Origin of the sequence: Subtercola endophyticus, assembly GCF_021044565.1 — a bacterium.
In the GTDB taxonomy this organism is placed as follows: domain Bacteria; phylum Actinomycetota; class Actinomycetes; order Actinomycetales; family Microbacteriaceae; genus Subtercola; species Subtercola endophyticus.
On sequence record NZ_CP087997.1, the window covers coordinates 1,990,198 to 2,013,335 of the forward strand.

The 23,138-nt window shown below is 66.5% G+C and carries 25 protein-coding genes, 1 tRNA gene and 1 pseudogene; 19 read left to right on the forward strand and 8 right to left on the reverse strand.

Annotated elements, in window-relative coordinates:
- Positions 1-83: 83 nt before the first annotated feature.
- Positions 84-950, forward strand: coding sequence for an NAD(P)H-binding protein (locus tag LQ955_RS09325; RefSeq protein ID WP_231027880.1), 867 nt, complete (start codon positions 84-86; stop codon positions 948-950).
- On the opposite strand, the gene LQ955_RS09330 is transcribed toward LQ955_RS09325, so the two are convergent.
- On the reverse strand, positions 947-1,612 hold the full coding sequence (locus LQ955_RS09330; RefSeq protein ID WP_231027881.1) for an SDR family oxidoreductase: 666 nt from the start codon (positions 1,610-1,612) through the stop codon (positions 947-949). The two genes, LQ955_RS09325 and LQ955_RS09330, sit on opposite strands and share 4 nt — an antisense overlap.
- Before the next feature lie 71 nt (positions 1,613-1,683).
- Here LQ955_RS09330 and LQ955_RS09335 point away from each other — a divergent pair, with 71 nt between their 5' ends.
- From LQ955_RS09335 to LQ955_RS09365, 7 genes are all read left to right on the forward strand, one after another.
- Positions 1,684-2,415: an aminoglycoside phosphotransferase family protein gene (locus tag LQ955_RS09335; protein ID WP_231027882.1), complete on the forward strand. Its 732-nt coding sequence runs from the start codon at positions 1,684-1,686 to the stop codon at positions 2,413-2,415.
- Positions 2,416-3,443: 1,028 nt separating this feature from the next.
- Positions 3,444-4,421, forward strand: a complete 978-nt coding sequence (locus LQ955_RS09340) for a zinc-binding dehydrogenase (protein WP_231028099.1) — start codon at positions 3,444-3,446, stop codon at positions 4,419-4,421.
- A 186-nt stretch (positions 4,422-4,607) separates the two neighbouring features.
- Positions 4,608-4,985, forward strand: coding sequence for a sigma-70 family RNA polymerase sigma factor (locus LQ955_RS09345; RefSeq protein ID WP_231027883.1), 378 nt, complete (start codon positions 4,608-4,610; stop codon positions 4,983-4,985).
- 54 nt (positions 4,986-5,039) lie between these two features.
- Positions 5,040-5,777, forward strand: coding sequence for a histidine phosphatase family protein (locus LQ955_RS09350; protein WP_231027884.1), 738 nt, complete (start codon positions 5,040-5,042; stop codon positions 5,775-5,777).
- An 8-nt stretch (positions 5,778-5,785) separates the two neighbouring features.
- Positions 5,786-6,361, forward strand: coding sequence for a DUF3090 domain-containing protein (locus tag LQ955_RS09355; protein ID WP_231027885.1), 576 nt, complete (start codon positions 5,786-5,788; stop codon positions 6,359-6,361).
- Between the two features lie 5 nt (positions 6,362-6,366).
- Positions 6,367-7,137, forward strand: a complete 771-nt coding sequence (locus LQ955_RS09360; RefSeq protein ID WP_231027886.1) for an SCO1664 family protein — start codon at positions 6,367-6,369, stop codon at positions 7,135-7,137.
- A 33-nt stretch (positions 7,138-7,170) separates the two neighbouring features.
- A complete protein-coding gene (locus LQ955_RS09365) occupies positions 7,171-9,537 on the forward strand; it encodes an ATP-binding cassette domain-containing protein (RefSeq protein WP_231027887.1) in 2,367 nt (788 codons plus the stop codon).
- A 34-nt stretch (positions 9,538-9,571) separates the two neighbouring features.
- On the opposite strand, the gene LQ955_RS09370 is transcribed toward LQ955_RS09365, so the two are convergent.
- Both LQ955_RS09370 and LQ955_RS09375 read right to left on the reverse strand, forming a co-directional pair.
- Positions 9,572-10,090 carry an XRE family transcriptional regulator gene (locus tag LQ955_RS09370; RefSeq protein ID WP_231027888.1) on the reverse strand — a complete coding sequence of 173 codons (519 nt, stop codon included), beginning with the start codon at positions 10,088-10,090 and terminating at the stop codon, positions 9,572-9,574.
- 43 nt (positions 10,091-10,133) lie between these two features.
- On the reverse strand, positions 10,134-10,832 hold the full coding sequence (locus tag LQ955_RS09375) for a TetR/AcrR family transcriptional regulator (protein ID WP_231027889.1): 699 nt from the start codon (positions 10,830-10,832) through the stop codon (positions 10,134-10,136).
- Positions 10,833-10,921: 89 nt separating this feature from the next.
- On the opposite strand from LQ955_RS09375, the gene LQ955_RS09380 reads away from it, so the two are divergent.
- From LQ955_RS09380 to LQ955_RS09390, 3 genes are read left to right on the forward strand one after another with little or no spacing between them, the layout of a single operon-like run.
- Entirely contained in the window at positions 10,922-11,851 is a 930-nt protein-coding gene (locus LQ955_RS09380) for an aldo/keto reductase (RefSeq protein WP_231027890.1), read from the forward strand.
- A 5-nt stretch (positions 11,852-11,856) separates the two neighbouring features.
- Positions 11,857-13,110 (forward strand): amidohydrolase, encoded by a 1,254-nt coding sequence (locus LQ955_RS09385; protein ID WP_231027891.1) that lies wholly within the window; start codon positions 11,857-11,859, stop codon positions 13,108-13,110.
- Positions 13,107-14,222, forward strand: coding sequence for an NADP-dependent oxidoreductase (locus tag LQ955_RS09390; RefSeq protein ID WP_231027892.1), 1,116 nt, complete (start codon positions 13,107-13,109; stop codon positions 14,220-14,222). The genes LQ955_RS09385 and LQ955_RS09390 overlap by 4 nt, the downstream gene beginning before the upstream one ends.
- Positions 14,223-14,270: 48 nt before the next feature.
- On the opposite strand, the gene LQ955_RS09395 is transcribed toward LQ955_RS09390, so the two are convergent.
- The 3 genes from LQ955_RS09395 to LQ955_RS09405 form a co-directional block, all read right to left on the reverse strand.
- On the reverse strand, positions 14,271-15,521 hold the full coding sequence (locus LQ955_RS09395) for an RNA polymerase sigma factor (RefSeq protein WP_231027893.1): 1,251 nt from the start codon (positions 15,519-15,521) through the stop codon (positions 14,271-14,273).
- A 7-nt stretch (positions 15,522-15,528) separates the two neighbouring features.
- Complete coding sequence (locus LQ955_RS09400) at positions 15,529-15,888, reverse strand: YciI family protein (protein ID WP_231027894.1); 360 nt, start codon at positions 15,886-15,888, stop codon at positions 15,529-15,531.
- 141 nt (positions 15,889-16,029) lie between these two features.
- A complete protein-coding gene (locus LQ955_RS09405; RefSeq protein ID WP_231027895.1) occupies positions 16,030-16,899 on the reverse strand; it encodes an oxidoreductase in 870 nt (289 codons plus the stop codon).
- Between the two features lie 388 nt (positions 16,900-17,287).
- On the opposite strand from LQ955_RS09405, the gene LQ955_RS09410 reads away from it, so the two are divergent.
- Positions 17,288-17,641, forward strand: a complete 354-nt coding sequence (locus LQ955_RS09410; protein WP_231027896.1) for a hypothetical protein — start codon at positions 17,288-17,290, stop codon at positions 17,639-17,641.
- A gap of 90 nt (positions 17,642-17,731) precedes the next feature.
- Here the strand turns inward: LQ955_RS09410 and LQ955_RS09415 are convergent, their stop codons facing one another.
- Positions 17,732-18,391 (reverse strand): cyclodeaminase/cyclohydrolase family protein, encoded by a 660-nt coding sequence (locus tag LQ955_RS09415; RefSeq protein WP_231027897.1) that lies wholly within the window; start codon positions 18,389-18,391, stop codon positions 17,732-17,734.
- A gap of 36 nt (positions 18,392-18,427) precedes the next feature.
- On the opposite strand from LQ955_RS09415, the pseudogene LQ955_RS09420 reads away from it, so the two are divergent.
- The 7 genes and pseudogenes from LQ955_RS09420 to LQ955_RS09450 form a co-directional block, all read left to right on the forward strand.
- Positions 18,428-18,829, forward strand: a pseudogene (locus tag LQ955_RS09420) (helix-turn-helix transcriptional regulator); the annotation flags it as partial.
- A gap of 184 nt (positions 18,830-19,013) precedes the next feature.
- Positions 19,014-19,424 (forward strand): VOC family protein, encoded by a 411-nt coding sequence (locus LQ955_RS09425; RefSeq protein ID WP_231027898.1) that lies wholly within the window; start codon positions 19,014-19,016, stop codon positions 19,422-19,424.
- An 81-nt stretch (positions 19,425-19,505) separates the two neighbouring features.
- On the forward strand, positions 19,506-19,700 hold the full coding sequence (locus LQ955_RS09430) for a hypothetical protein (RefSeq protein WP_231027899.1): 195 nt from the start codon (positions 19,506-19,508) through the stop codon (positions 19,698-19,700).
- Positions 19,697-20,317, forward strand: coding sequence for an oligoribonuclease (gene orn, locus LQ955_RS09435; RefSeq protein ID WP_231027900.1), 621 nt, complete (start codon positions 19,697-19,699; stop codon positions 20,315-20,317). Before LQ955_RS09430 ends, orn begins: the two co-directional genes overlap by 4 nt.
- 60 nt (positions 20,318-20,377) lie before the next feature.
- Positions 20,378-20,450, forward strand: a tRNA-His gene (locus LQ955_RS09440).
- Positions 20,451-20,633: 183 nt separating this feature from the next.
- Complete coding sequence (locus tag LQ955_RS09445) at positions 20,634-20,984, forward strand: metallopeptidase family protein (RefSeq protein WP_231027901.1); 351 nt, start codon at positions 20,634-20,636, stop codon at positions 20,982-20,984.
- 138 nt (positions 20,985-21,122) lie between these two features.
- Entirely contained in the window at positions 21,123-22,475 is a 1,353-nt protein-coding gene (locus LQ955_RS09450) for a D-alanyl-D-alanine carboxypeptidase family protein (RefSeq protein ID WP_231027902.1), read from the forward strand.
- A 175-nt stretch (positions 22,476-22,650) separates the two neighbouring features.
- On the opposite strand, the gene LQ955_RS09455 is transcribed toward LQ955_RS09450, so the two are convergent.
- Positions 22,651-23,130, reverse strand: a complete 480-nt coding sequence (locus tag LQ955_RS09455; RefSeq protein ID WP_231027903.1) for a hypothetical protein — start codon at positions 23,128-23,130, stop codon at positions 22,651-22,653.
- Between the last annotated feature and the right edge of the window lie 8 nt (positions 23,131-23,138).

Consider the following 23,138-nt stretch of genomic DNA (forward strand, 5'->3'; position numbering starts at 1 on the left):
CGTCGGGGTGATGCGTCGGAACGCCTCGTGCCAGCATGGCTTCTCCGTGGCGCGCGATTGATACGCGCTATTGGAGCACTCTCATGCAGAACACCGACCTCAAACCCACTCTCGTCATGGGTGCCCGCGCCGGAATCGGTCGGCTCATCCTCGACCAGCTCCTTCTCGACGACATGCCCGTACGAGCGTCGACCCGGCGCCCGGAGCCGGGACAGCTCCCAACCGGCGTCGAGGTGGTTGCCGCCGATCTCACCGATCGCGCTAGTCTCGACAGGGCGTTCGAGGGGATCGGGCAAGCCTTCGTGTTCGCTAACCACGACGGCGTCGACGGTCTCATCGAGGCGGCCCGGAGTGCCGGTGTCGAACGTCTTGTGCTGCTGTCGTCGGGGTCGGTCATCCATTCGTCCTCGAGGGGCAACCGCATCACCGAAAAACACCGCCAGGTCGAGCAGTCGCTCTTCGCGGCCGACGACCTCACGGTCATCCCGGTGCGCCCACTTGTGCTGGCGACGAACAGCCTCGGCTGGGCATACCCGATACGCTCCCACGGCACCATCGCGCTTTACCGCCCCGAGGCTCTGACTGCGCCGATCGACGAACGAGACATTGCGGCTGTCGCAGTCGCTGCGCTGCACGGTCGCACCGACGTCAGCGATCTGCTCACCGGGTCTGAACGGCTGAGTCAGCGAGCTCAGGTGGCGGCGATCTCGGCTGCGATCGGCCGGCCGATCACGGTCACCGAGCTCTCGCGCGAGCAAGCCGCGACCAGTTACGGGCGGTTCATGCCCGAATGGGAGGCCGAGGCGGTGCTCCAGTTCCTCGACGACGCCGACGACGGCAATTCACCCGCGACGGGGGCGGTTCAGGCCATTCTCGGCAAGCCGGCGCTCAGCTATACGGATTGGGCTTCACGCCATGCCGACGACTTTCGCGAGGTGAAGGATCGTTAGAAGCGGGTGGAGAATCCGCCGTCGGTGTGCAGGAGCTGGCCAGAGATCCATCGGCCCCGAGGTGACACCAGAAACGCGACGATGCTGCCGATGTCGGTCGGTGTGCCGAGCCGGCCGAGAGGATGTTGCGGGGTGAGGTCTTCGCGGATCTGGTCGTTCATCCAGCCGGTGTCGATCGGGCCCGGGTTCAGGGCGTTGGCCGAGATGCCCAGCGGGCCGAGTTCGCGGGCTGCGGAGATCACGATACGATCCAACGCTCCCTTGGAGGCTCCGTAGGGCAAATTGCCGGTGGTGTGGTCGCTCGTGAGTGCGACGATCGCACCGCCGGTTTCGGGGATCTGCCGGGCGAACGCGGCGATCAGGAGCAGGCTGGCGCGGGCGTTCACTGCGATGTGGGTGTCGAAACTCTCGGCTGTGGTGTCGAGGATTCCGGACTCGACATCGTGTGCGTGGCTGAGAATCAGCGCGCTGATCGGGCCGTGACCGGCGGTGACGGCGGCGATGAGTTCGTCGGGACCTGTTGGGGAGGATAAGTCGGCGGGAAAGTCCGTGTCGGCGAGATCGCTCGTCGCGACCTCCCACCCGTCAGCGATCAGCTTCGGTGTGATGCCGGCGGCGATACCTGCGGGTCGTGCGGCGCCGGTGATCAGTGCGAGAGGCATGCCCTGACGATACCGGCAAGCTGGCGATCCAGCCCATCGCCGGCGTCGAGGGGATGGCCTAGCCTTGGCGCATGGAGTCGATCCTTCCGGGCAGCAACATGAACGCGGTTCGCCGAGAGGGCAACACCGTCGTGCGCACGGCGGGCCCGTGGACGCCGACGGTACACCAGTACCTGCGCTACCTCCGGGTTGCAGGAATCACCTGGGCGCCTCAACCGCTCGGGATCGAAGGCGACCACGAGCGACTGACCTTCGTCGAGGGCGAGGTGCCGTTGTATCCGCTTCCCGACTGGGTGTGGAGCGAAGACGTGCTCATCGAAGGCGCGCGACACCTCCGTCAACTGCATGATGCGAGTTTGGGGTTCGCTCTAGACGACAGCGTGTGGCAGTCTCGGGCGAAAGTGCCCAGTGAAGTGATCTGCCACAACGATTTCGCGCCACACAACCTCGCTTTCGCGAACGGTCACCTTGTCGGTGCGATCGATTTTGACATGTGCTCGCCCGGGCCGAGGCTGTGGGATGTCGCGTACTTCGCAACACGCGCAGTGCCCCTGACCGCCACGACTCCGCTCAACGCACCTGGGATGGAGCAGGCTCGACGCAGGGTGCAGATCATCCTCGACGCCTACAAGTCCGATGCCACCTGGAACGATGTTCTCAGAGTCGCGATCATCCGGCTGTACGATCTCGCGGACATGTCGAAGCTGAAGGCCGGCGAGCTCGGCAAGCCACAACTCCTCGATGACGCCGAGCAATACATCGTCGACGCCAACTACCTCGAAACGCTTCGAGAGACCCGCTGAAGGTTCCGCTCGGCGAGAACCGGCAACGTCACACAGGCTAAACACAGGGCGACTGCGAGGAGCACCCCAATGCCCGTCTCGTTACGGTAACCGAGAGCGAGCAGAATGGTCAAAGCGAGCAGGATCGCGGCGTAGACGGCGACGCGCTCCGGGTGGAGAACCACAACCCGCGGGATTGAGCACGCAGAGTGGCGAGGCTGCGGGTATCGTTTTTTCAAAGCGACGGAGGGGCTGTCACCATGCGCGCTGCCGAGTGGGCGCTACTCGAATGGTTAGTGCCCGCAAGCACATGGCTTCACCTGGAAGTTTTCTCGGTACCCAACACGATCATCCCCATTCTTCTTCTGGCAGCAATCGGAACTCTGGCCCTCGCCGTTGCAGTTGTCGTTCGACGATGCGTCGAGTCATTTACATCAGCGAAGGTCGCCCCGCTGACCAGAGCTCCGGCAGCCCGTGTAGCTCAGCACATACCGATCCCTCGCCGCGAGCCCGTGGGTGGGGTTGGGCCGCGTGCCCCGTCGGTCATGCTGCGTGCGCCGCACGCGCTGGCGCAGTAAGCCAATCTCCGCTTCTTCTCGAGAGAAGCAAGCTCGGGCGAAGGCCAACCGTTCGAATTCCCTGGATGGGCATCCGGTTGGCGTGCGCCGCTATCTGACTCGTTCTCGACCCCTCGCAGGAGTCTCATGTTTTTTTCACGCCGTCGTACAACCAACCGCGAACTCCGCACCCAGAACGGATCGGCGTCCCGAATCCTGTATAGAAGAACCCGACTTCAGCTCGTGCGAACGCGGCGCGCCTGCCGCAACCTGAAGACCCGGCTCATGCTGCTCAGCGGCTGGACCTGGGTTGCCGCCGCCTCCCTCGTCGGGTTCGAAATGCTTGACATCATCTTCGGCGCCATGATTCTCGCCCCGGAGTTCCTGCCGCTTGTCATCATCACGCTCGCACTGGTCTGGGTCTTCCGGGAGAAAATCCGGGGACACGCCCAAAATATGATGAGACAGTCATCGAAAGTTAGGAACACCGTCATGCGCGCCATCACTCACACCCAGTTCGGGGAGCCCTCCGATGTGCTTGCGGTCGAAGAGGTACCGCTACCCGAACCGAGCGCTGGTGAGGTTCGAGTGCGCACGATTCTGTCGCCGATTCACAACCACGACCTCTGGACGATTCGCGGCACCTACGGCTTCAAACCGGAGCTCCCTGCCCGCGCGGGTACAGAAGCGGTTGGCGTCGTCGATGCGCTTGGCGAGGGTGTGACGCACCTCAGCGTGGGGCAACGGGTCGCTTCCGGCTCCACCTTCGGAGTCTGGGCCGAGTACTTCATCGCCAAAGCCGGCGCTCTGATACCGGTCGACGACAGCATCTCAGACGAGGCGGCCGCCCAGCTGGTTGCGATGCCTTTCAGCGCTATCAGCCTGCTCGAAAGCCTCGACCTCGCAGAGGGCGATTGGCTCGTTCAGAACGCGGCGAACGGTGCCGTCGGCAGGCTCGTCGCTCAGCTTGCCGCACCGCGCAAGATCAACGTTCTCGGGCTCGTGCGCCGCGCTGCCGGGGTTGAGGAACTCGCCGCGCAAGGCATCGTCAACGTCGTATCGACCGATAGCACGAACTGGGTCGAACAGGTGCGGGCCCTGACCGGCGATGCGCCTCTTCGGGTGGGCATCGATTCGGTGGGCGGCACGGCGAGCGGCGATGTTCTCTCGCTGCTCGCGGAGGATGGCTCGCTGATTGTGTTCGGCGCTATGGCCTCACCGGTGATGGAGATCAGCTCCGGGGACATCATCTTCAAGAACGTCACCGTCAAAGGATTCTGGGGCAGCACGGTCGGTGCCACCATGCCAGCCGACACGCGTCGTGCGCTGTTCGCAGAACTCGTGCGCCGCATCCAAGACGGCGACCTCACCCTGCCCGTCGAAGCGACATACTCGTTCGAAGACGCACGTGAGGCAAGCGACGCCAACTTCGTTCCGGGCCGCGACGGCAAGATCATGCTCCGCCCCTAACGTACGAAGGGGGCCGGATGCCCGTGCACCGGATCGCCCTGACGAGCGGCGCAGTCTGAGGCGCACCGCATTCGATGTGTAGATGATCGCCGGCGTCAAGGGCTAGGGCGCTGACTTCTTCTGCGGTTATCGTGTTCTTGTTGCCATCGCGGCGGCGAGAATTCGGGCCGACAGGAATGGTTATTGATGTCTATCAATCAGGCGCTCGCCGTTTCGGATGATGATGACCCGCCCGCCGAACCGACTGTTCCAGCGCGGCGATCTCGTCAGGCCGGTCACGTTAGAGTTGCTGCTTCCGGCGGCTGGGCCCACGAGGAATCCGCGACCGACTTGTACCGGCGCGTCGCCCGAGGAGACCAGCAAGCGTTCTCCGACTTATATGACCTCATTGCCCCGGCCGTTCTCGGCATGCTGACGGGAAATCGAACCGCTCAGCCAGAGGCGGTGCTGCTGTCGGTGTTCCTCCACCTGTGGAAGATCGCCCCCACTCTCGCTGTTCAAGACAAGCCGATGGCCGAAATGCTCGACATTGCATTCGGGCAGGTGAGGCCGAGCATCCGGTGAGGCGGGAGGCCCCAGCCAGGCGAAGCCTCGGGCGTGCCGGTTAGGCTCGTATGCATGGCCACAGTGATTCTCGTTCGGCACGGCCGCACCACCGCGAACGCCAGCGGAACCCTCGCCGGCCGCACCGCGGGCGTCAAGCTCGACGAGACGGGGCGCAGGCAGGCCGCGCGCACCGCCGAGCGACTGGCGGTCATTCCCCTCGTGGCTGTCGTGTCGAGCCCGCTCGAGCGCTGTCGTCAGACCTCGCGCATTATTCTCGACCGACAAAGCGGCAGCCCGCTCACCCCCCTCGAAAGCGGCATCACCGAGTGCGATTACGGGCAATGGCAAGGCCGCCGGCTCGCTGAGCTCTCGAAAGAGAAGCTGTGGTCGGTCGTGCAGACGCAGCCCTCGGCCGCCGTTTTTCCGGGTGGGGAGTCGATGGCGGCGATGCAGGCCCGATCCGTGGCCGCAATCCGGCGGCACGACGCCGCATTCGAAGCCGAATTCGGCCCGGGCGCAGTGTGGGTTGCGGTGAGTCACGGCGACATCATCAAATCCATTCTGGCTGACGCACTCGGCATGCACCTCGACCTCTTTCAGCGCATCAGCGTGAACCCGGCATCCATTTCGATCGTGCGGTACGGGGCCCAGCGCCCCGATGTCGTGGCCACGAACACCGATGCAGGCGACCTCTCCTGGCTGCGCACAGCGGATGCCCCAGCCGACGCTCCCGTCGGCGGAGGCGCCGGCCCGGTTCAGCCCGCCGACAGCGAGGCCCTCGGGGCGAGCGACCCCGAAACAGGCTCCTAAAATAGAACATGCCCACAATCGTCCATGAGTTCGTCTGGCCCGACCGAGTCGTTGTCGGAACCGTCGGGCGCCCGGGTGAGCGCACCTTCTACCTGCAGGTGCGCACCAGGGCCGACGTGGTGAGCGTGGCGCTCGAGAAAGAGCAATCCGCTCTGCTCGCCGAGAAGATCGACGAGATTCTCGACGAGCTGATGACCGGCGACGGAAACCCGTTCAGCGTTCCCACCACGACACCGATCGAACTCGTCGACAACGAGCCCCTCGACCGCGTCGACGAGCAGTTCCGCACAGGCGCCATGAGCCTCGGCTGGGATCCGTCGACCGCGCAGATCGTCATCGAGGCCTACCCGCTGGTCGAAGTCGACCTCGAGCAGATCGACGACGACGTTCTCGAAGCCGGCCTGATCGAGGTCGAGGCCGAAGAGATGCTGCTGGTGCGCATTCCTGTCGGCACCGCCCGCGCGTTTGCAAAACGCACTCGCGAGATCGTCGGCGCCGGTCGCCCGATCTGCCCGCTGTGCGGCACGCCGATGGATGCCGGCGGCCACATCTGCCCGCCGCCCGCAGATCTCGACGACAATTAGACGCCGTGCCGGCTGACGACCCGTTCGACGACACACCCCTCGAGCTGACCGGACAGGTCGCCTCGGCATCGAACGCGGTCTTCGTGGGCACCATCGGCGAAGCGACGGTCGTCTACAAGCCGGTGTCGGGCGAGCGGCCACTGTGGGACTTTCCCGACGGCAACCTCGCCGAACGCGAGGCAGCCGCCTACCTCGTCTCCGAATCGCTGGGCTGGAACCTGGTGCCGCAGACCTGGCTGCGCGACGGGCCGTACGGCGTGGGCATGGTTCAGCTCTGGCAAGACGTCGACCCGGCGCAGGATGCCGTCGACCTCGTCGCTGCGCAGAAGGTGCCAGAACGGGGCTGGCGTCACGTCTTCGACGGAACCGATGAGCACGATCATCCGGTCGCCCTCATTCATGAGGACTCCCCCGGGCTGCGGCGGATGGCCGTCTTCGATGTCATCGTGAACAATGCCGATCGTAAGGGCGGGCACATACTGCCGATGGCAGGCGGTCATCGGTACGCCATCGACCACGGGCTGACCTTTCACGAGGATCACAAGCTGCGCACCGTGCTCTGGGGCTGGCGCGGTGAAGACCTCGAGGCCGACGAGCTGGCCGGCGTCGACCGCGTGCTCGCCGAGCTCGACGGCGAACTGGGCGCAGCGCTCGGCGAGCTGCTCACTGAAATCGAGGTCATTGCGCTTGCCGACCGGTGCGAACGCCTTCTTTCGCGCCGGCGGTTCCCTGCCCCACGCGGGCAGATGCCCGCGGTGCCCTGGCCGTTGTTCTGAACCACGTCACACCCGCGCAATAGGCTGATCGGCATGAACTCCCAGACGCCGCATGCCGCCGACAGCCACGACCTCATCCGCGTGCAGGGTGCGCGGGCGAACAACCTCAAGAACGTGAGCGTCGAGATCCCGAAGCGGCGTCTCACGGTCTTCACCGGCGTCTCGGGATCGGGCAAGAGCTCGCTCGTCTTCGGCACCATCGCCGCCGAGTCGCAACGGATGATCAACGAGACGTACAGCGCCTTCGTTCAGGGTTTCATGCCGACGCTGGCCCGCCCCGACGTCGACGTGCTCGAGGGTCTCACCACCGCGATCATCGTCGATCAGGAGCGCATGGGTGCGAACGCGCGCTCGACCATCGGAACGGCGACCGACGTGAATGCGATGCTGCGCATCCTGTACTCCCGGCTCGGCGAGCCGCACATCGGGTCGCCGCAGGCCTACTCGTTCAACGTCGCCTCGATCTCGGGGGCGGGCGCCGTCACCATCGAGCGCGGCGGCTCGACCACGAAAGAGCGCCGCAGCTTCAGCATCACGGGTGGCATGTGCCCGCGCTGCGAAGGCATGGGCAGCGTGAACGACATCGATCTCACCCAGCTCTACGACGACTCCAAGTCGCTGAACGAAGGTGCGCTGACCATTCCCGGGTACACCGCCGACGGCTGGGGTGTGCGCATCTTCACCGGATCGGGGTTTCTCGACCCCGACAAGCCCATCCGTGACTATACGAAGCGCGAACTCGACGACTTTCTGCGGCACGAGCCGACGAAGGTCAAGGTCGGCGACATCAACATGACCTACGAGGGCCTGATTCCAAAGGTGCAGAAGTCGTTTCTCTCCAAAGACCGCGAGGCGATGCAGCCGCACATTCGCGCCTTCGTCGACCGCGCCGTCACGTTCACCACCTGCCCCGAGTGCGGCGGCACCCGGTTGAGCGAGGGAGCGCGGTCGTCGCGCATCGACGGGCTGAACATCGCTGAGGCCTGCGCCATGCAGATCAGCGACCTGGCCGAGTGGGTGCGCGGTCTCTCGGAGCCGTCGGTCGCTCCCCTGCTGGGGGCGCTGCAGCAGACCCTCGACTCGTTCGTCGAGATCGGGCTGGGGTACCTCTCGCTCGACCGCCCGTCGGGCACCCTCTCGGGCGGCGAGGCGCAGCGCACCAAGATCATTCGGCACCTCGGGTCGTCGCTCACTGACGTGACGTACGTCTTCGACGAGCCGAGCATCGGGCTGCATCCGCACGACATTCAGCGCATGAACGAGCTGCTGCTGCGGCTGCGCGACAAGGGCAACACCGTTCTTGTGGTCGAGCACAAGCCCGAGATGATCGCGATCGCCGACCACGTGATCGACCTCGGCCCCGGTGCCGGGTCAGCCGGCGGCTCGGTCTGTTTCGAAGGAACGCTCGACGATCTGCGCGCCAGCGACACTCTCACCGGGCGGCACCTGGATGACCGGGCCGCTCTCAAGGCAGACCTTCGCACACCGAACGGTGCCTTCGAGATTCGCGGAGCCACCTCGCACAACCTGCAGAACGTCGACGTCGACATTCCGCTCGGCGTTCTGGTCGTCGTGACCGGAGTCGCCGGCTCGGGCAAGAGCTCTCTGCTGCACGGGTCGATCCCCGATGCATCCGGAGTCGTCTCGATCGACCAGGGCGCCATCCGCGGCTCGAGACGCAGCAACCCGGCGACTTACACCGGGATGCTCGACCCGATCCGCACCGCGTTCGCTAAGGCCAACGGGGTGAAGCCCGGCTTGTTCAGCGCGAATTCCGAGGGCGCCTGCCCCAATTGCAACGGTGCCGGGGTGATCTTCACCGACCTCGGAATGATGGCGGGTGTGGCGACCACCTGCGAGGTGTGCGAAGGCAAGCGGTTCCAGGCCTCCGTTCTCGAATATCGGCTCGGCGGTCGCAACATCAGCGAGGTGCTGGCGATGTCGGTGACGGATGCCGAGAGCTTCTTCGGCTCAGGCGACGCGCGGCTGCCGGCCGCGCACGCCATTCTGAGCCGCCTCGTCGATGTCGGACTCGGCTACCTCAGCCTCGGCCAGCCCCTCAATACCCTGTCTGGCGGGGAGCGCCAGCGGCTGAAGCTCGCCACGCACCTCTCGGAGAAGGGCGGAATCTACATTCTCGACGAGCCCACCACGGGCCTGCATCTCGCCGACGTCGAACAGCTGCTCGCCCTGCTCGACCGTCTGGTCGACGCCGGCAAGTCGGTCATCGTCGTCGAGCACCACCAGGCGGTGATGGCCCACGCCGACTGGATCATCGACCTCGGCCCCGGCGCCGGCCACGATGGCGGTCGCATCGTCTTCGAGGGCACCCCCGCCGACCTCGTCGCCGCCCGCTCCACCCTCACCGGCACTCACCTGGCGGCCTACGTCGGCGCCTGACCCCTCGCCTGTGTTCGTTCGATGTCGGGACGGCTCACAGAGGAACGAGGTCGCGGGCTATTGTCTCCGCGATCATCGACTTCAACCCGGCACGAGGCACAAGGTCGACCGGCACGCCGAGAAGATCTTCGGACTCGCGTTTCACTGCCGCCAGAGCGAACAGGCCAACTCCGTCGGGCACGTCTACCAGCACGTCAAGATCACTATCGGGGCGATCGTCGCCTCTCGCTATGCTGCCGAAAATCTCTGGACGCTCAAGATTGCGCTGCGCAAGGAGCTCTCGAAATTCTTGACGTTGTCGCTGCACTTTTCGGCCGGCTGGCCCAGAAAATCCTGGAAGGACGGTGGCTTCGGTCGGGTTCAACACGATAGAAAGGGAGAATCCGGCAGAGCCGACAATTCTGGTGAGAGCCTGAAACGAGGGCTGCTTTCGCCCGCTCTCGTAAGCGCTGATCGCACTCTGCGGAATGCCGGCCAGAATTCCGAGATCTCGTTGACTCAATGCCGAACGTTCACGAGCGCTTCGAATGATGCGAGCCGCTGATTCTGCCATGGGTAGAGACTATATACAATAAGAACTATTTAGCAACTATTGCTCATGATGCATGCTCGACGGCGGGGGCGCGGATGCCCGCGAGCAGGAGGGCGAGCATGCGGTCGGCCTGGGGGCGCTGGCCGGGGTGGGGGGTGGCCAGAAACACTCCGACGAGGCTCGCCGCGACGTCGTCGGCGCGAACATCCGGTCGCAGGGTGCCGGCGCGAGCGCCGGCGTCGAGCAACGCCGCGATGGTCTCGGTGACCCGCGCACGAGTCTGCGACGACGTGATGGCCCCGGTCTGCAGCAGGCTGCGCAGGCTCTCGGCCATGCCGCGCTTGGTCGAGACGAAGTCGGCATAGGCGAGCATCCACTGCCGCAGGGCCTCTGCAGGTTCGGTGCTCGCCAGCAGCTCTGCGCCACGGGCGAGCACGGTCTCGAGTTCGGTGCGGTAGACGGCCTCGACGAGGGCGTCGCGGGTGGGAAAGTGCCGGTACAGGGTGCCGATGCCGACGCCGGCATCGCGCGCGATCGCCTCGAGCGAGACGGGGGCAACGGCGCCAGAAGCGGCGCCAGGCGCGGCTCCCGCTGCCGCGCTGACGCCCGTGACGCCCGCGGCGCCGGTTACGCCGTTCGCCCCCGCCGAGGCTTCACCGCCAGGGGCCGCCGACAGCGCCCGCCGAGCCGCCTCGATGAGCCGTTCGCGGTTGCGCTGGGCATCCGCACGCACGCGTGTCGGCTGAGAAGTCGCTTCATCCATGTATCGGAGGAACCTCCGTTTCTGCTAGTGTCGGCAATACGGAGGTTCCTCCGGTACTGATCAGCGTAGTACGACGAGAAAGGCGCGTCATGACGACACCCAGTAAAGCCGCCAACAGACCCGGAGGCGAATGGCTGCTCGCCGGGCATCCGGTCGCCCGTATCGGGTACGGCGCGATGCAACTGGTCGAGCGCCCAGGCCTGCCGCCGGTCGACGCCGACGACGCCATTGCGCTTCTGCACCGCGTGGTCGAGCTCGGCATCACGCACATCGACACGGCCGAGTTCTACGGGCACGGCACCGCGAACGACTTGATCCGCAGAGCATTCGGCGACTCCGATGAGGTCGTCATCGTCAGCAAGGTCGGCGCAAACCGCGTCGACGCCCCGGTTCCGCTTGTTGCCGCTCAGAAACCGCAAGAGCTGCGCGCCTCGATCGAGGCCAACCTGAGGAGCCTGGGCCGCGACCGCATCGCCGTCGTCAACCTGCGGCGAGCAGATGCCCAGCCCGGCATCATCGCCACCGGCGACCAGGTCGTCGACCTCGACGACCAACTGGCCGAACTGGCGGCCCTGCGCGACGAAGGCCTGATCGGCGCGTTCGGTCTGAGCAACGTGAGCCTCGAGCAGCTGCAACAGGCCCTCCCTGCGGGCATCGCGTGCGTGCAGAACAGCTACAGTCTCGTCGAGCGCTCGGGTGAACGGATGCTCGACCTCTGCCGCGCGAACGACATCGCCTGGGCACCGTTCTTTCCGCTCGGTTCCGCCTTTCCGGGTCGCCCCAAGGTCGTCGAGCAGCCGGCAGTTCTCGCGGCTGCGCAGCAGCTCGGGGTCACGCCGAGCCAGGTCGGGCTCGCCTGGATGTTGCAGCACGCCCCGAACACCCTGCTCATCGCCGGAACGAGTAGCATCGCGCACCTCGAGCAAAACGCTGCCATCGGCGACATCACGCTCAGCGACGACCTCATGGCGCAGCTCGACGCCGTCTCGGCTGACGGAAAGCAGACGTCGATAGGGTGAGCACTATGACTTCGGTGCTCGACGACCTGACCGCTGTGACCGCCCCGCTCGTGGCGCTGTACAAAGACCTGCACGAGCATCCGGAGCTCTCGTTCCACGAAAACCGCACGGCCGGAATCGTGGCCGCACGCCTCGCCGAGCTGGGCTTCGAGGTCATCGAGGGGGTCGGCACCACTGGGGTCGTCGGTCTGTTGCGCAACGGCAACGGGCCCACCGTGCTGCTCCGCGCCGACATGGATGCTCTGCCGGTGCTCGAGCAGACCGGGCTCGAGTACGCCAGCACGGCGCGAGGTCTCGACCCGGCCGGCATCGAGCAGCCCGTCATGCACGCCTGCGGGCACGACGTGCACGTGACCTGTCTGCTCGGCGCGGCCGAGGTGCTCTCGACTGCGCGCGACGCGTGGTCGGGAACGCTCGAGGTGGTGTTCCAGCCGGCCGAAGAATTGGGCGCGGGAGCACAGGCGATGGTCGACGACGGCCTGTTCGAGCGCGTTCCGGTGCCCGATGTGGTGCTCGGGCAACACGTGGCACCGATGTATGCCGGGGTGCTCGGACTGCACGCCGGCCCTGCGTTCGCTGCGACCGACGCGTTCGACGTGCGTATGTTCGGGCGCGGCGGCCACGGCTCGCGGCCCGAAACGACCATCGACCCGATCGTGATGGCCGCAGCAACCATTCTGCGCCTGCAGACCGTTGTCTCGCGCGAGGTGGCCGGCGGCGAGACGGCAGTGCTCACCGTGGGCCAGATACACGCGGGCAGCAAGAACAACATCATTCCCGACGAGGCGACGTTCGGCGTCGCCATCCGCAGCCTCGACGCGGGCGTTCGCGATCGGGTCGTCGCCGCCGTGCACCGCATCATCCACGCCGAGTCCGCTGCTTCTGGCGCCGAACGCGAGCCGCAGATCATTGCCGTCGACACCTTTCCGGTGCTGGTGAACGACATCGACGCGAGCGCCCGGGTCTTCGGCGCCTTTCAGCACGCGTTCGGCGCGCAGCGCGTCATCGACCCCGGCCCGGTGACCGGAAGCGAGGATGTCAGCCTGCTCGCGACGGCCGTCGGCGCACCGCTGGTGTTCTGGCTGCTCGGGGGTACGGATGCCCGTGTCTACGGCGCCGCCGCGGCGGCCGGCACGGTCGAGCGTGACATCCCGGCGAACCACTCCCCGTTCTTCGCCCCGGTGCCGCAACCCACGCTCGACGCCGGTGTGTCTGCGCTCACCGTCGCGGCGCTGCAGTGGCTGGGCGGTCAGAAGTGAGCGAGCAGGGGCTGGGCGCTGGCGCGGTCGGCGCTGACGCCGACCAGGCCGCGGTCAATGCCGACTCAACTGTCGCCGCGGCCGCGATCGATGCCGAACCTGGCGCCGCCGACTCGATGTTCGCTGTTCAGTACGCCGAATTCGGGCCGCCCGAGGTGCTCACGGCGGGTCGTGCTGCGCAGCCGCACGCCGAGGCCGGTCAGGTGCGCATCGCCGTGCGAGCGGCGGGCGTCGCCCCGGTCGATCTGTCGATTCGTTCGGGCCGGTCGCCGTCGGCCTCACGATTGACCCTCCCCCACATTCCCGGAATGGACGCCGCCGGAGTCGTCGACGAAATCGGGCCCGGCGTCCAAGGGGTAGCACTCGGCGACGAGGTGTTCGGATCGGTCGACATCGCGAAACTGGGCGGCGCGAGCGCCGAATTCGCCGTGCTGTCGTTCTGGGCGAAAAAACCTGCTGCGCTGCCGTGGGCGCAGGCCGGGGCATCCGGCAGCAGCATCGAGACGGCCGCGCGCGCGCTCGATCTGCTCGGCATTGCCGAGGGCACGACTCTGCTGATCGACGGCGCCGCCGGCGGCGTCGGAAGTGCCGCCGTGCAACTCGCTCTGGCGCGGGGCGCGCGGGTCATCGGCACGGCCAGCCCGGCCAACCAGTCGTATCTCGCCTCACTCGGCGCCGAAGCGCTGACCTACGGGCCGGGGCTACCCGCCCGGGTGGCGACGCTGCTCGGCGCTGCCGATGCGGATGCTGCGGCTGCGCCCGCGGCTTCAGCGCAGCCGGGCACGATCGACCGTGCGCTGCACGTATCGGGCGCAGACGCGCTGCCCGAACTGATTGCGCTCACCGGTTCGCCCGACGCAGTCGTGACCCTTTCGGACTTCACCGGCCCCTCTCTCGGCGTGCGCGTGTCGGTCGGAGAGATCGGCGGCGAAGCCGACGGCCGTCACGGGCTGGCGACCGCCGCGGCGCTCGCGACCCAGGGGCGCTTTCACGTTCGCATCGAGCGCGTTCTGCCCTTCGAACAGGCTGCTGAGGCGCATGCCGCGGTTGCCGCGCACTCACCGCGCAGCGGCAAGATCGTGCTCGTCGTGCCGGGCGAGCCACTTCGCTGATCACCACGAAGACAAGAACGCAGATCACGCCTTCGCGGCTTCACGGCTTCACGCGTCACCGAGCGCCGCGAGACGCCCTCGCAGGTGCTGCTGTTCGGCCGGGTTGGTCGCCAGAGTGAGAGCACGTTGCACAGCGAGGATGGCGTCGGCGGTCCGACCCGAACGGCTCAGCAACTCGCCGCGCACGGCCCAGTAGAGGTAATACGCGTCGAGGCCGTTAATCGCATCGATCAGACGCAGACCCGCTTCGGGCCCCTCCACCATCGACACCGCGACCGCGCGGTTCAGCTCGACCACAGCCGAGGGCATCATCACCACCAGCTGATCGTAAACGCGCACGATGGCGCGCCAGTGGGTCTCGACCGAACTGCGCGCCTTCGCGTGATACGCCGCAATGATCGCCTGCAGTTGAAACGGCCCCGGAGTCATGCGCCGCAGCGCCCGAGCCAGAACGGCGTCACCCGAGGCGATGAGCCGGGCATCCCACCGGCTTCGATCTTGAGCATCGAGAAGCACGAGCTCGCCGGCTACGAAGCGCGCCTCGCTGCGCGCGTGCGTGAAGAGTTCGAGAGCCAGCAGCCCCTCGACCTCGGCCGAATCCGGCAGCAGCTCGGCCGCCTGGCGAGTGAGTCGTATCGCTTCGTCGACGAGGTCGATGCGGATGCCCGGGGCTCCGCCGCGCGCGAGGTAACCCTCGTTGAACACGAGGTAGAGCACCGTGAGAAGTGCTTGCACACGATCATCCAGTCGCTGCGGGATGCTCAGCGGAATGCCCGCGTCACGGACCTTGCGTTTGGCTCGCACGATGCGCTGCGCCAGTGTGGCTTCGGGCAGCAGGAAGGCCGCCGCGATCTCGGGAGTGCTCAGGCCACCGACCAGGCGCAGCGTGAGCGCGACCTGGGTGTCGCGATCGAGGGCAGGATGGCAGCAGAGCAGCATGAGACGAAGCTGCTCGTCGCCGACCTCGGAGTGTTCGACGATCATCGGCTCCTCCTCGAGGGCGGCGTGCTCAGGCTCGGCGAACGAGACTCGCCCCGTGAGGTCGGGCGCGGCGGCGAGCAGGCGCCGGCGTTCTGCGGCGGCGCGGCGCAGGCGGTCGATGGCGTTGTTGCGCGCGACGGTGTAGAGCCACGCCGGTGGATTGTCGGGAACGTGCTTCCATCCGCTCGCGGCGAGCAGGGCATCCTGAACTGCCTCGTCTGCGAGATCGAGGTCGCCGAACCGGGCCGCGAGCAGCGCGAGTACACGCCCGCTCTGCTCGCGGGCGAGGCGGGTGACGGCCTCTGGAACGTCAGTCACGCATGACTCAGAGCGACTCGGACCGGAAGGCGAGGGGGCGCACTTCGAGGGCCGCGTCGTCGATCGGCATCGCTGCCGCGAGCCGTAACGCTTCATCGAGGTCGGTCGCGGAGATGAGATAGTACCCGCCGAGCTGTTCTTTCGACTCGGCGAACGGCCCGTCGATGAGAGTGTCGGCGCCACCCGAGCGGCGGATGGTCGTGGCGGTGTCACCCGGCTGCAGACGGCCGCCGCCGATGAAGTTGCCGCCGTCCATGAGCGACTGGTTGTAGGCCATCCACGCGCCCATGTACTGCTCGAATTCCGCGGTTCCGGGGGTGTACTGCTCGTGGGCGACGGTTTCGGCGATCAGAATCATGTATTCCATCGGAGTTTCCTTACTGAGGTCGTGGGCTGATGGTATCGAAGGCGGGAATTTCTCGCTTCGGAACCATGACGCAGAGCTCAGCGGCAATCGACAGCTGACGGCAGACTTTTTTTCAAGCTCCGATCCTTTTTCAAGCCCCGATCAGGCCCCGATCGAGTCGAGTTCGGCCACATCGTCGGCCGATAGCTCAAGGGCTGCACCGGCGACGTTCTCGCGCAGGTGTGCGACCGACGACGTTCCCGGGATGAGCAGGATGTTCGGCGAGCGCTGCAGCAGCCAGGCCAGCGCAACGGACATGCGTGTCGCGCCGAGCCGGTTCGCGACGCCGGCCAGCGTGTCGGACTGCAGCGGCGAGAACCCGCCCAGCGGAAAGTACGGCACATACGCGATGCCTTCTTCGGCGAGCACGTCGATCAGCCGATCATCCTGCCGGTTGGCGATGTTGTAGAAGTTCTGCACCTCGACCACCGGGGCGATCGACCGGGCCTCGGCGACCTGCTCCATGGTCACGGTGCTCACACCGAGGTGCTTGATGAGGCCTTCGCTCTGCAGTTCGGCGAGCACTTCGAACGGCGCCGCGAGCGACCCCGGGGTCGGGCTGTCGAAGCCGCCGACCCGCAGATTGACGACGTCGAGCGTGTCGAGCCCGAGGCGGGTGAGGTTGTCGTGCACCGCCTGGCGCAGTTCGTCGCGCGACAGCGCCTTGGGCCAGTTGCCTTCGGCGTCGCGCAGCGACCCGACCTTGGTGACGAGCCGCAACTCGGCGGGGTACGGATGCAGCGCCTCTTTGATGAACTCGTTCGTCACGAATGGCCCGTAGAAGTCGCTCGTGTCGATGTGCGTGATGCCGAGTTCGACCACCTCACGCAGCACGGCGAGCGCCTCGTCACGATCGGCCGGCGGCCCGAAGACGTGCGGCCCGGCGAGTTGCATCGCACCGTATCCCATGCGCGTGAGGGTGAGATCGGGCGCTGCAGTGAAAGTGCCGCCGGGCAGGAGCGTTGTGGTCATGTGAAATTCTTTCGACGAGAAGTGGCGGCGCGGGCGAAACCGTGCCGGTGTGCATCCACTCTCCCTCGTTGCGGCGGCCACAGCGAGGGCCCCCGCGATACTGGGAGTAGGAGTACCATCATCGGTCGTGCCGCGGCACCGCAACCGCTAACATCGAGTGAACAAGCGGGGGGTCGCGGCCGACGTCGATGACGCGTCCCGCCCGAGCAGCAAGGGGGCACAAAACGTGACAGACGAACCATCCGCGGCGCAGCCGTTCGAGTCGGCAGCTTCTCCGACCGCATCGGTCGCACCTCCAGCATTTGCCATCACTCCTCCGCCATCGACACCACCCCTTTATGCGCCCGTACTCACACCCGCCCCGCGGCGTTCACCGAAGCTCGGCCGGGTGGCCCTGACTATTGCCGTCTGTGTGCTCATCGCATCCGTCATCGCGTCGGTTCTCATCGGTCTGTTCGGCACGACGATCTACCACTACACGAGCGTCACCACCGGTGGCTCCAACGCCGGCCCGAAAACCGGCTTCAATGCCCAGCCCAACCAGTTCGCCTTCGGAGTGCAGATGGTGCTCGGATCAGCCTTCGGCCTGTGGGCGCTCATCCAAGGGCTCGTCGCAACGATTCAGAACCGCGGTCGGCGGTTCGGTATCGTCGCCATGATCATCGCAGTGCTGGCCCCCATCGTCAGTCTCATCGTCTGGACGATCGTCGGCCTGGCGGCCGGTCAGAACGTGACCCTCTAGGCTCCGCGTGGTTCGGCCGCGGTTCGGCCGCGGTTCGGCCGGCTGCCGCACAGGCGCGCCACTGCTCGCCGCGTCGTCTCCGGGCAGCCGTCAGTCGGTGGGAGCCGCACGGGCATCGATGGCGGCGGTGATGCCGTCGATGCGCGCGATGGCGTCGTCGAAGCGGGGTACGGTGCCCCAGAGCACCGGATGCTCGAGGCGCACCTGCTCGAGCGACTCCCCCGAGGCGGTCAGGGCCGCCAGGTCGAAGCTGAGGTTCGTGCGGGCCGCCGTGAGCGCCGCGCGCAGGGCTCCGCATGCCACGGCGAGGTCGGCGATGAGTGCCGGATTGCCGTTCTGCGCGAGCCACTGCAGATCATCCACCGCCCCGATCGCCCGTTCACCGAGCGCGGCCGACGACCGTGCGCCGTCGACGGATCCGTGCCGAATCGCCCGGTCGCGCTCGTCGCCCTTCGGCAGCCGGAACGCTCCGCCGAACTCGCGCGAGGCCACTGCGTCGTCATCGGCCAGCCGCAGCGCCGCCACCCGCAACTCGTGAGCGCGCTCGAGCACGGCGTCGCGTTCGTCGGCGAGGGCGGAGCCCGTGTCTGCGTGCGTGTACCCCGCGATCATCGCTGTGAGCGCCGCCGTTATCGCGAGCATCACCCCCGCCGCCGCCCCTCCGCCCGGGTCGCCGCGCGTCTCGCCCAGCCCGTGCATCCACTCGCCGACGCTCGCCCGCTGCGTACCCGCATACTCGCTCTTGGCCATGCCTCCAGTCTGCATGGCCGGTGGTAGCCTCGGGGCATGACTCCGCAGGAGCTCGAGAATCTGGCGCATCTGCGGCGAGCGCGTGATCTCATCGACCGCGACTACGCCAAGGCACTCGACGTGCCGACGATGGCTGCGCGCGCCCTGATGTCGCCCGCGCACTTCTCGCGGCAGTTCAAGGCGGCCTATGGTGAGACGCCGTACGGATACCTCATGACCCGTCGTATCGAGCGAGCGATGGCCCTGCTGCGCGCGGGAATGAGCGTCACGGAGGCGTGCATGACGGTCGGCTGTACCTCGCTCGGGTCGTTCAGTTCGCGCTTTACCGAACTCAACGGCGAGACGCCAAGCGCCTACCGATTGCGCGAGCACGACGCGGTTCGCGCCATGCCGACCCGCGAGGCGATGCTGCGCACGCGGCCGAGCAGCCTGCGTTCCGCGCGCACGCCCAGGTTGTCATCGTCATCGTCATCGTCATCGTCATCGTCATCGACGTCGCCGTCATCGGTCGTCGCGCCCGTCAGTTCGGCACTGCCCCGTTCGGCCGATGAGAAGCCGGCCTCGACCGATCGAGCAGAATCGAAGAAGCAGCTGCCCAGCCCCGCGATCTAGCGTTGGAGTCATGACAATTCGACTCCAGTACTGCCAGGTAACCGTCAACGATGTCGACGAATCGCTCGGGTTCTACCGCGACGCCCTCGGTTTTACGGTGGTGAACGACGTATCGAACGGCGAATATCGCTGGCTGACCATCGGCAGCAACGATCCATCAGAGCTGCAGCTTGTACTCTCCGAACCGCATGCCGGCCGCTCGCAGGCCGACGGGGATGCCCTGCAAGAGCTGCTCACCAAGGGATCGCTGCCGATTCTGGTGTTCACCACCGACGACGTCGACGCCACCTTCGAGAAGGTGCGGGCATCCGGAGCCGAGGTGCTGCAAGAGCCGATCCAGCAGCCCTGGGGGCCGAAAGACTGCGCCTTCCGCGACCCGTCGGGCAACACCGTGCGTATCGGGCAGCGGCCCGCGGCGTAGCCCTGGCCTGTCCCTGGCCTGTCCCTGACGTGGCTCGGGAGTTACGTCGGAGAATAGCCGCCGTGGGCACGTATTGCCCGCATGGTCGCTGAGCTCCGACCGAAGCACCTCGGCCTCGGCGAGTGGATGCCCGGCTCCACGGTCGCGCGCAGGCCCACCGGGGCATCCGCTCGGCCTCGGCGAGTGGATGCTCGGCTCGCCGATCGCGCGCAGGCCCACCCGGGCATCCGCTCGCCGACGCGGCCGTCGGAGCCCGCCGATAGACTCGGAGCATGAGTGCATCAACAGACCGTTTGGTCTGGATCGACTGTGAAATGACCGGCCTCGACCTCAGCGTCGACGAACTCGTCGAGGTCGCGGTGGTCGTCACCGACTTCGAGCTCAACCTGCTCGACCCCGGTTTCACGATCGTCATCAAACCCGACGACTCTGCCCTCGAGCACATGAACGACTTCGTGCGCAACATGCATGCCACGTCGGGGCTCGACAAGCTCATTCCGAACGGCGTCAGCCTGGCCGAGGCCGAGTTCGAGGTGCTGGAGTACATCCTGAAGTTCGTGCCGAACGAGCTCAAGGCGCCGCTGGCCGGCAACACCATCGGCACCGACCGCATGTTCCTCGCCAAGTACATGCCGCGAGTGGATGCTCACCTGCACTACCGCAGCGTCGACGTCTCGTCGATCAAAGAGCTGGCACGCCGCTGGTTTCCGCCCATCTACTTTCACGCTCCCGCGAAAGACGGCGGGCACCGGGCGCTGGCCGACATTCTGGAGTCGATCCGCGAGCTCGAGTACTACCGCAAGGCCATCTTCGTGGCGCCCCCCGGGCCGCCGTCGGCCGAGCTGAAAGACATCGCGGCAGCGGTCGTGAACGAATTCGACGCAAAGCTGTAATAGAATCGTCGAGTTGCCTCGTTAACGCGGGGCCGCAGCCCCGCTTCGGTGGGGCGCCTGGTGGGTATAGCTCAGTTGGCAGAGCGCCTGGTTGTGGTCTAGGAGGCCGCGGGTTCGAGCCCCGTTACTCACCCCGTGTTAGTAACAAGCGTTACTAAAGAAAACGAATGGCCCGGTATACACCGGGCCATTCGTCTGTGCTAGTAACAAGCGTTACTAAAGAAAACGAATGGCCCGGTATACACCGGGCCATTCGTTTTATCTGGCGCGGTACCCTGAGGGCTGGCGTGGCGGTGTATTGGTCAGGAGGTTCCGGATGCTCGAGGTCGACGCCGAGGCGTTCGAAGCACTGGTGGTGGCCGAACTCGACCTGCTGCCCGACGAGATGGTCGACGGGCTCGACAACGTGGTGTTCGTGGTCGAAGACAGACCCGAGAACGGAACCCTCGACACGCTCGGCCTGTACGAGGGAGTCGCCTTGACCGAGCGCGACGATTACGGCTTCGGCGAGCTGCCCGACCGCATCGTGCTGTTCCGTGAACCGCTGCTGACGATCTGCGCCGACGAGGCCGAGCTGCGCGATGAGATCCACACCACCCTCGTGCACGAGATCGGCCACTTCTACGGCATCGACGACGCCCGCCTGCACGAGCTCGGCTGGGCCTGAGCGTCGGGCGCTGATGACGGGCGGTCATGACAGGCTCGACCCCGCGGCCGTGACGGCGTGACGGGTGACGGGTTACGGGTCGGTTACGAACGGCGGGGCGAGGCGGCGAGCGAACGCAGAGCCGCTTAGCCTGAACCCATGGCCTCGACCGTTGCACGACGAATCCGGCGCGGTATCTTCATCGGAGTAGGTGCGCTGGTCATCCTCGGAATCGGCCTGTACGGCCCGGTGACCCTCGTCGGCCCGCTGCCGACCGCCACGGCGACCGTGGTCGATGCGACCGGCACCCTCACTCCCCCGCCTCTGCCGACGCTGCCCGAGACGGGTGCCAGCGGCATCACCGCCGACGGCGCGACCGGAGTTCTGGCAACCGCCGGCATCACCGATCCGGTGCCGCTGGGCGGCACCGCCAAGGTCATCACCGCCCTCGTGGTGCTCGACGCCAAGCCGATGCAGTCGGGCCAGCAGGGCGAGTCGATCGTCATCACGCCCGCCGACTACGCCGACTACATCACTTATATCTCGCAGAGCGCCCGCGCCGTGTCGTTCATCGCCGGCGAAACGTGGACCCAGCGCGACATGCTGCAGGCCATGCTGATGGGCTCGAGCAACAACCACGCCGACGCGCTCGCCGCGTGGGCGTTCGGCTCCACCGACGCGTACGTCGAGGCCGCGAACGCATGGCTCACGAAGAACGGATTCAGTGGCACGACAGTCGTCGACGCGACGGGGCTTTCGAGCAATTCCGAGGGCACGGCATCCGATCTCACCCGCATCGCTCAGCTGGCGTTCGCCAACCCCGTCATCAGCGAGATCATCGCTCAACCAGCGGCCACTGTGAACGGCGGGCGCTACGTGAACAACCTGGCAATCTACCTGCCCGACAAAGGGGTGACCGGGCTCTCGCTGAGCTATACCGACCAGGCGGGCCTGTGCTTCTTGTACAAAGCCGACGTGTCCGTCGCCGGAACCACCGTGACCCTCTACGGAGCGATGCTGCGCGAGCCCGACTACGACACACTCAACGGCGACATGACCACGCTGCTGACGAGCGCCGCGACGAACCTCAAACCCACCACCGTCGTGACGGCCGGCGACGTGTTCGTGCACTACACCACTGCCTGGGGCCAATCGGCCGACGGCGTGGCGATCGCCGGCGACTCGCGGATGCTCTGGGCAACCACGCCCGTCACGCACACTGTGGCGGCGGCACCCGTCACCACAGCTCTCGGCGGAACCTCGGCCGGCACCGTGACGTTCGATCTTCCCGGCGGCCCGCTGACCGTCGCCCTCAAGCTCAGCAACGCGCTCTCCGACCCGGGACCGTTGTGGCGGCTCACCAACCCGATTCCGGTCATCCAGTCGTTCGTCGACTCCCGAACCGGGTCGAGCGATGCCCCCGCACCGAGTGGGCCGGCCACGTCACCGGCAGGTACGCCGACCCCCTCGGCCACGCCTGCGTCGAGCGGGCCCGCCACGCCCGCAGGCTGAAACCTCGCGCAGTTCGGTACAAACGCGCCCGCTCGAGCAGGGGCAGTTACACCGAACTGCGCGTGCAGGCAGGCGAAACGCCCCCGGGCTCAGAGATCAGATTCAGGGCTCACGCTGAGGGCTGAGAGCTCAGGTTCAGGGCTCACGCTGAGGGCTCAGAGCTCAGGCTGACGGCTCAGACGAGCGCCTCGCCGAGGTCGGTGTCGTCTCCGCTGACAAAGGGATCGCTCTCTTGGGCCTCGAACGAGTAGCTGACGTGCAGCTGTCCGTTCAGTTCACGGGTCGAGACGGCGGTGTATTCGAAGTTCGACTCGATTCCGTCGACGAGGGCGATGACGCCAAAGGTCTTGTCGTAGTCGCCGCCGATGAGAATGCGCTCGTCAATCTGGCCCTTGAGGGGGCCGTCGGCGTATTCGACGGTGTACGTGGCGGGGGTGGAAGCTGAGTCTGTCATGACTCCACCGTAGCGCGACCGGCCGACACGGGCATCCGGATGCCCGCGGCTGGCGCTCGCGCCCCACACCGTGGTACCGCGGTGGCGGGTCGCGGCCAGCGCTGCCAGCGGCAGCAGCGCGTGCGAAAACGGAGGCGATTCCGCACCAGTGCCGCCGTATTCGCGGCACGCTTTCGAAATCTCCTCTGTTTCAGCGGCCACCGCGCGCA

Coding starts and splice junctions, on each gene's coding strand:
- LQ955_RS09375 (WP_231027889.1), bottom strand. CDS start 10,832: ATGGATGAAGCGACTTCTCAGCCGACACGCGTGCGTGCGGATGCCCAG.
- LQ955_RS09385 (WP_231027891.1), top strand. CDS start 11,857: ATGACTTCGGTGCTCGACGACCTGACCGCTGTGACCGCCCCGCTCGTG.
- LQ955_RS09330 (WP_231027881.1), bottom strand. CDS start 1,612: ATGCCTCTCGCACTGATCACCGGCGCCGCACGACCCGCAGGTATCGCC.
- LQ955_RS09430 (WP_231027899.1), top strand. CDS start 19,506: ATGGTCGCTGAGCTCCGACCGAAGCACCTCGGCCTCGGCGAGTGGATG.
- LQ955_RS09425 (WP_231027898.1), top strand. CDS start 19,014: ATGACAATTCGACTCCAGTACTGCCAGGTAACCGTCAACGATGTCGAC.
- LQ955_RS09380 (WP_231027890.1), top strand. CDS start 10,922: ATGACGACACCCAGTAAAGCCGCCAACAGACCCGGAGGCGAATGGCTG.
- LQ955_RS09405 (WP_231027895.1), bottom strand. CDS start 16,899: ATGACCACAACGCTCCTGCCCGGCGGCACTTTCACTGCAGCGCCCGAT.
- LQ955_RS09350 (WP_231027884.1), top strand. CDS start 5,040: ATGGCCACAGTGATTCTCGTTCGGCACGGCCGCACCACCGCGAACGCC.
- LQ955_RS09325 (WP_231027880.1), top strand. CDS start 84: ATGCAGAACACCGACCTCAAACCCACTCTCGTCATGGGTGCCCGCGCC.
- LQ955_RS09365 (WP_231027887.1), top strand. CDS start 7,171: ATGAACTCCCAGACGCCGCATGCCGCCGACAGCCACGACCTCATCCGC.
- LQ955_RS09345 (WP_231027883.1), top strand. CDS start 4,608: ATGTCTATCAATCAGGCGCTCGCCGTTTCGGATGATGATGACCCGCCC.
- LQ955_RS09335 (WP_231027882.1), top strand. CDS start 1,684: ATGGAGTCGATCCTTCCGGGCAGCAACATGAACGCGGTTCGCCGAGAG.
- LQ955_RS09370 (WP_231027888.1), bottom strand. CDS start 10,090: ATGGCAGAATCAGCGGCTCGCATCATTCGAAGCGCTCGTGAACGTTCG.
- LQ955_RS09445 (WP_231027901.1), top strand. CDS start 20,634: ATGCTCGAGGTCGACGCCGAGGCGTTCGAAGCACTGGTGGTGGCCGAA.
- LQ955_RS09340 (WP_231028099.1), top strand. CDS start 3,444: ATGCGCGCCATCACTCACACCCAGTTCGGGGAGCCCTCCGATGTGCTT.
- LQ955_RS09415 (WP_231027897.1), bottom strand. CDS start 18,391: ATGGCCAAGAGCGAGTATGCGGGTACGCAGCGGGCGAGCGTCGGCGAG.
- LQ955_RS09450 (WP_231027902.1), top strand. CDS start 21,123: ATGGCCTCGACCGTTGCACGACGAATCCGGCGCGGTATCTTCATCGGA.
- LQ955_RS09355 (WP_231027885.1), top strand. CDS start 5,786: ATGCCCACAATCGTCCATGAGTTCGTCTGGCCCGACCGAGTCGTTGTC.
- LQ955_RS09400 (WP_231027894.1), bottom strand. CDS start 15,888: ATGGAATACATGATTCTGATCGCCGAAACCGTCGCCCACGAGCAGTAC.
- orn (WP_231027900.1), top strand. CDS start 19,697: ATGAGTGCATCAACAGACCGTTTGGTCTGGATCGACTGTGAAATGACC.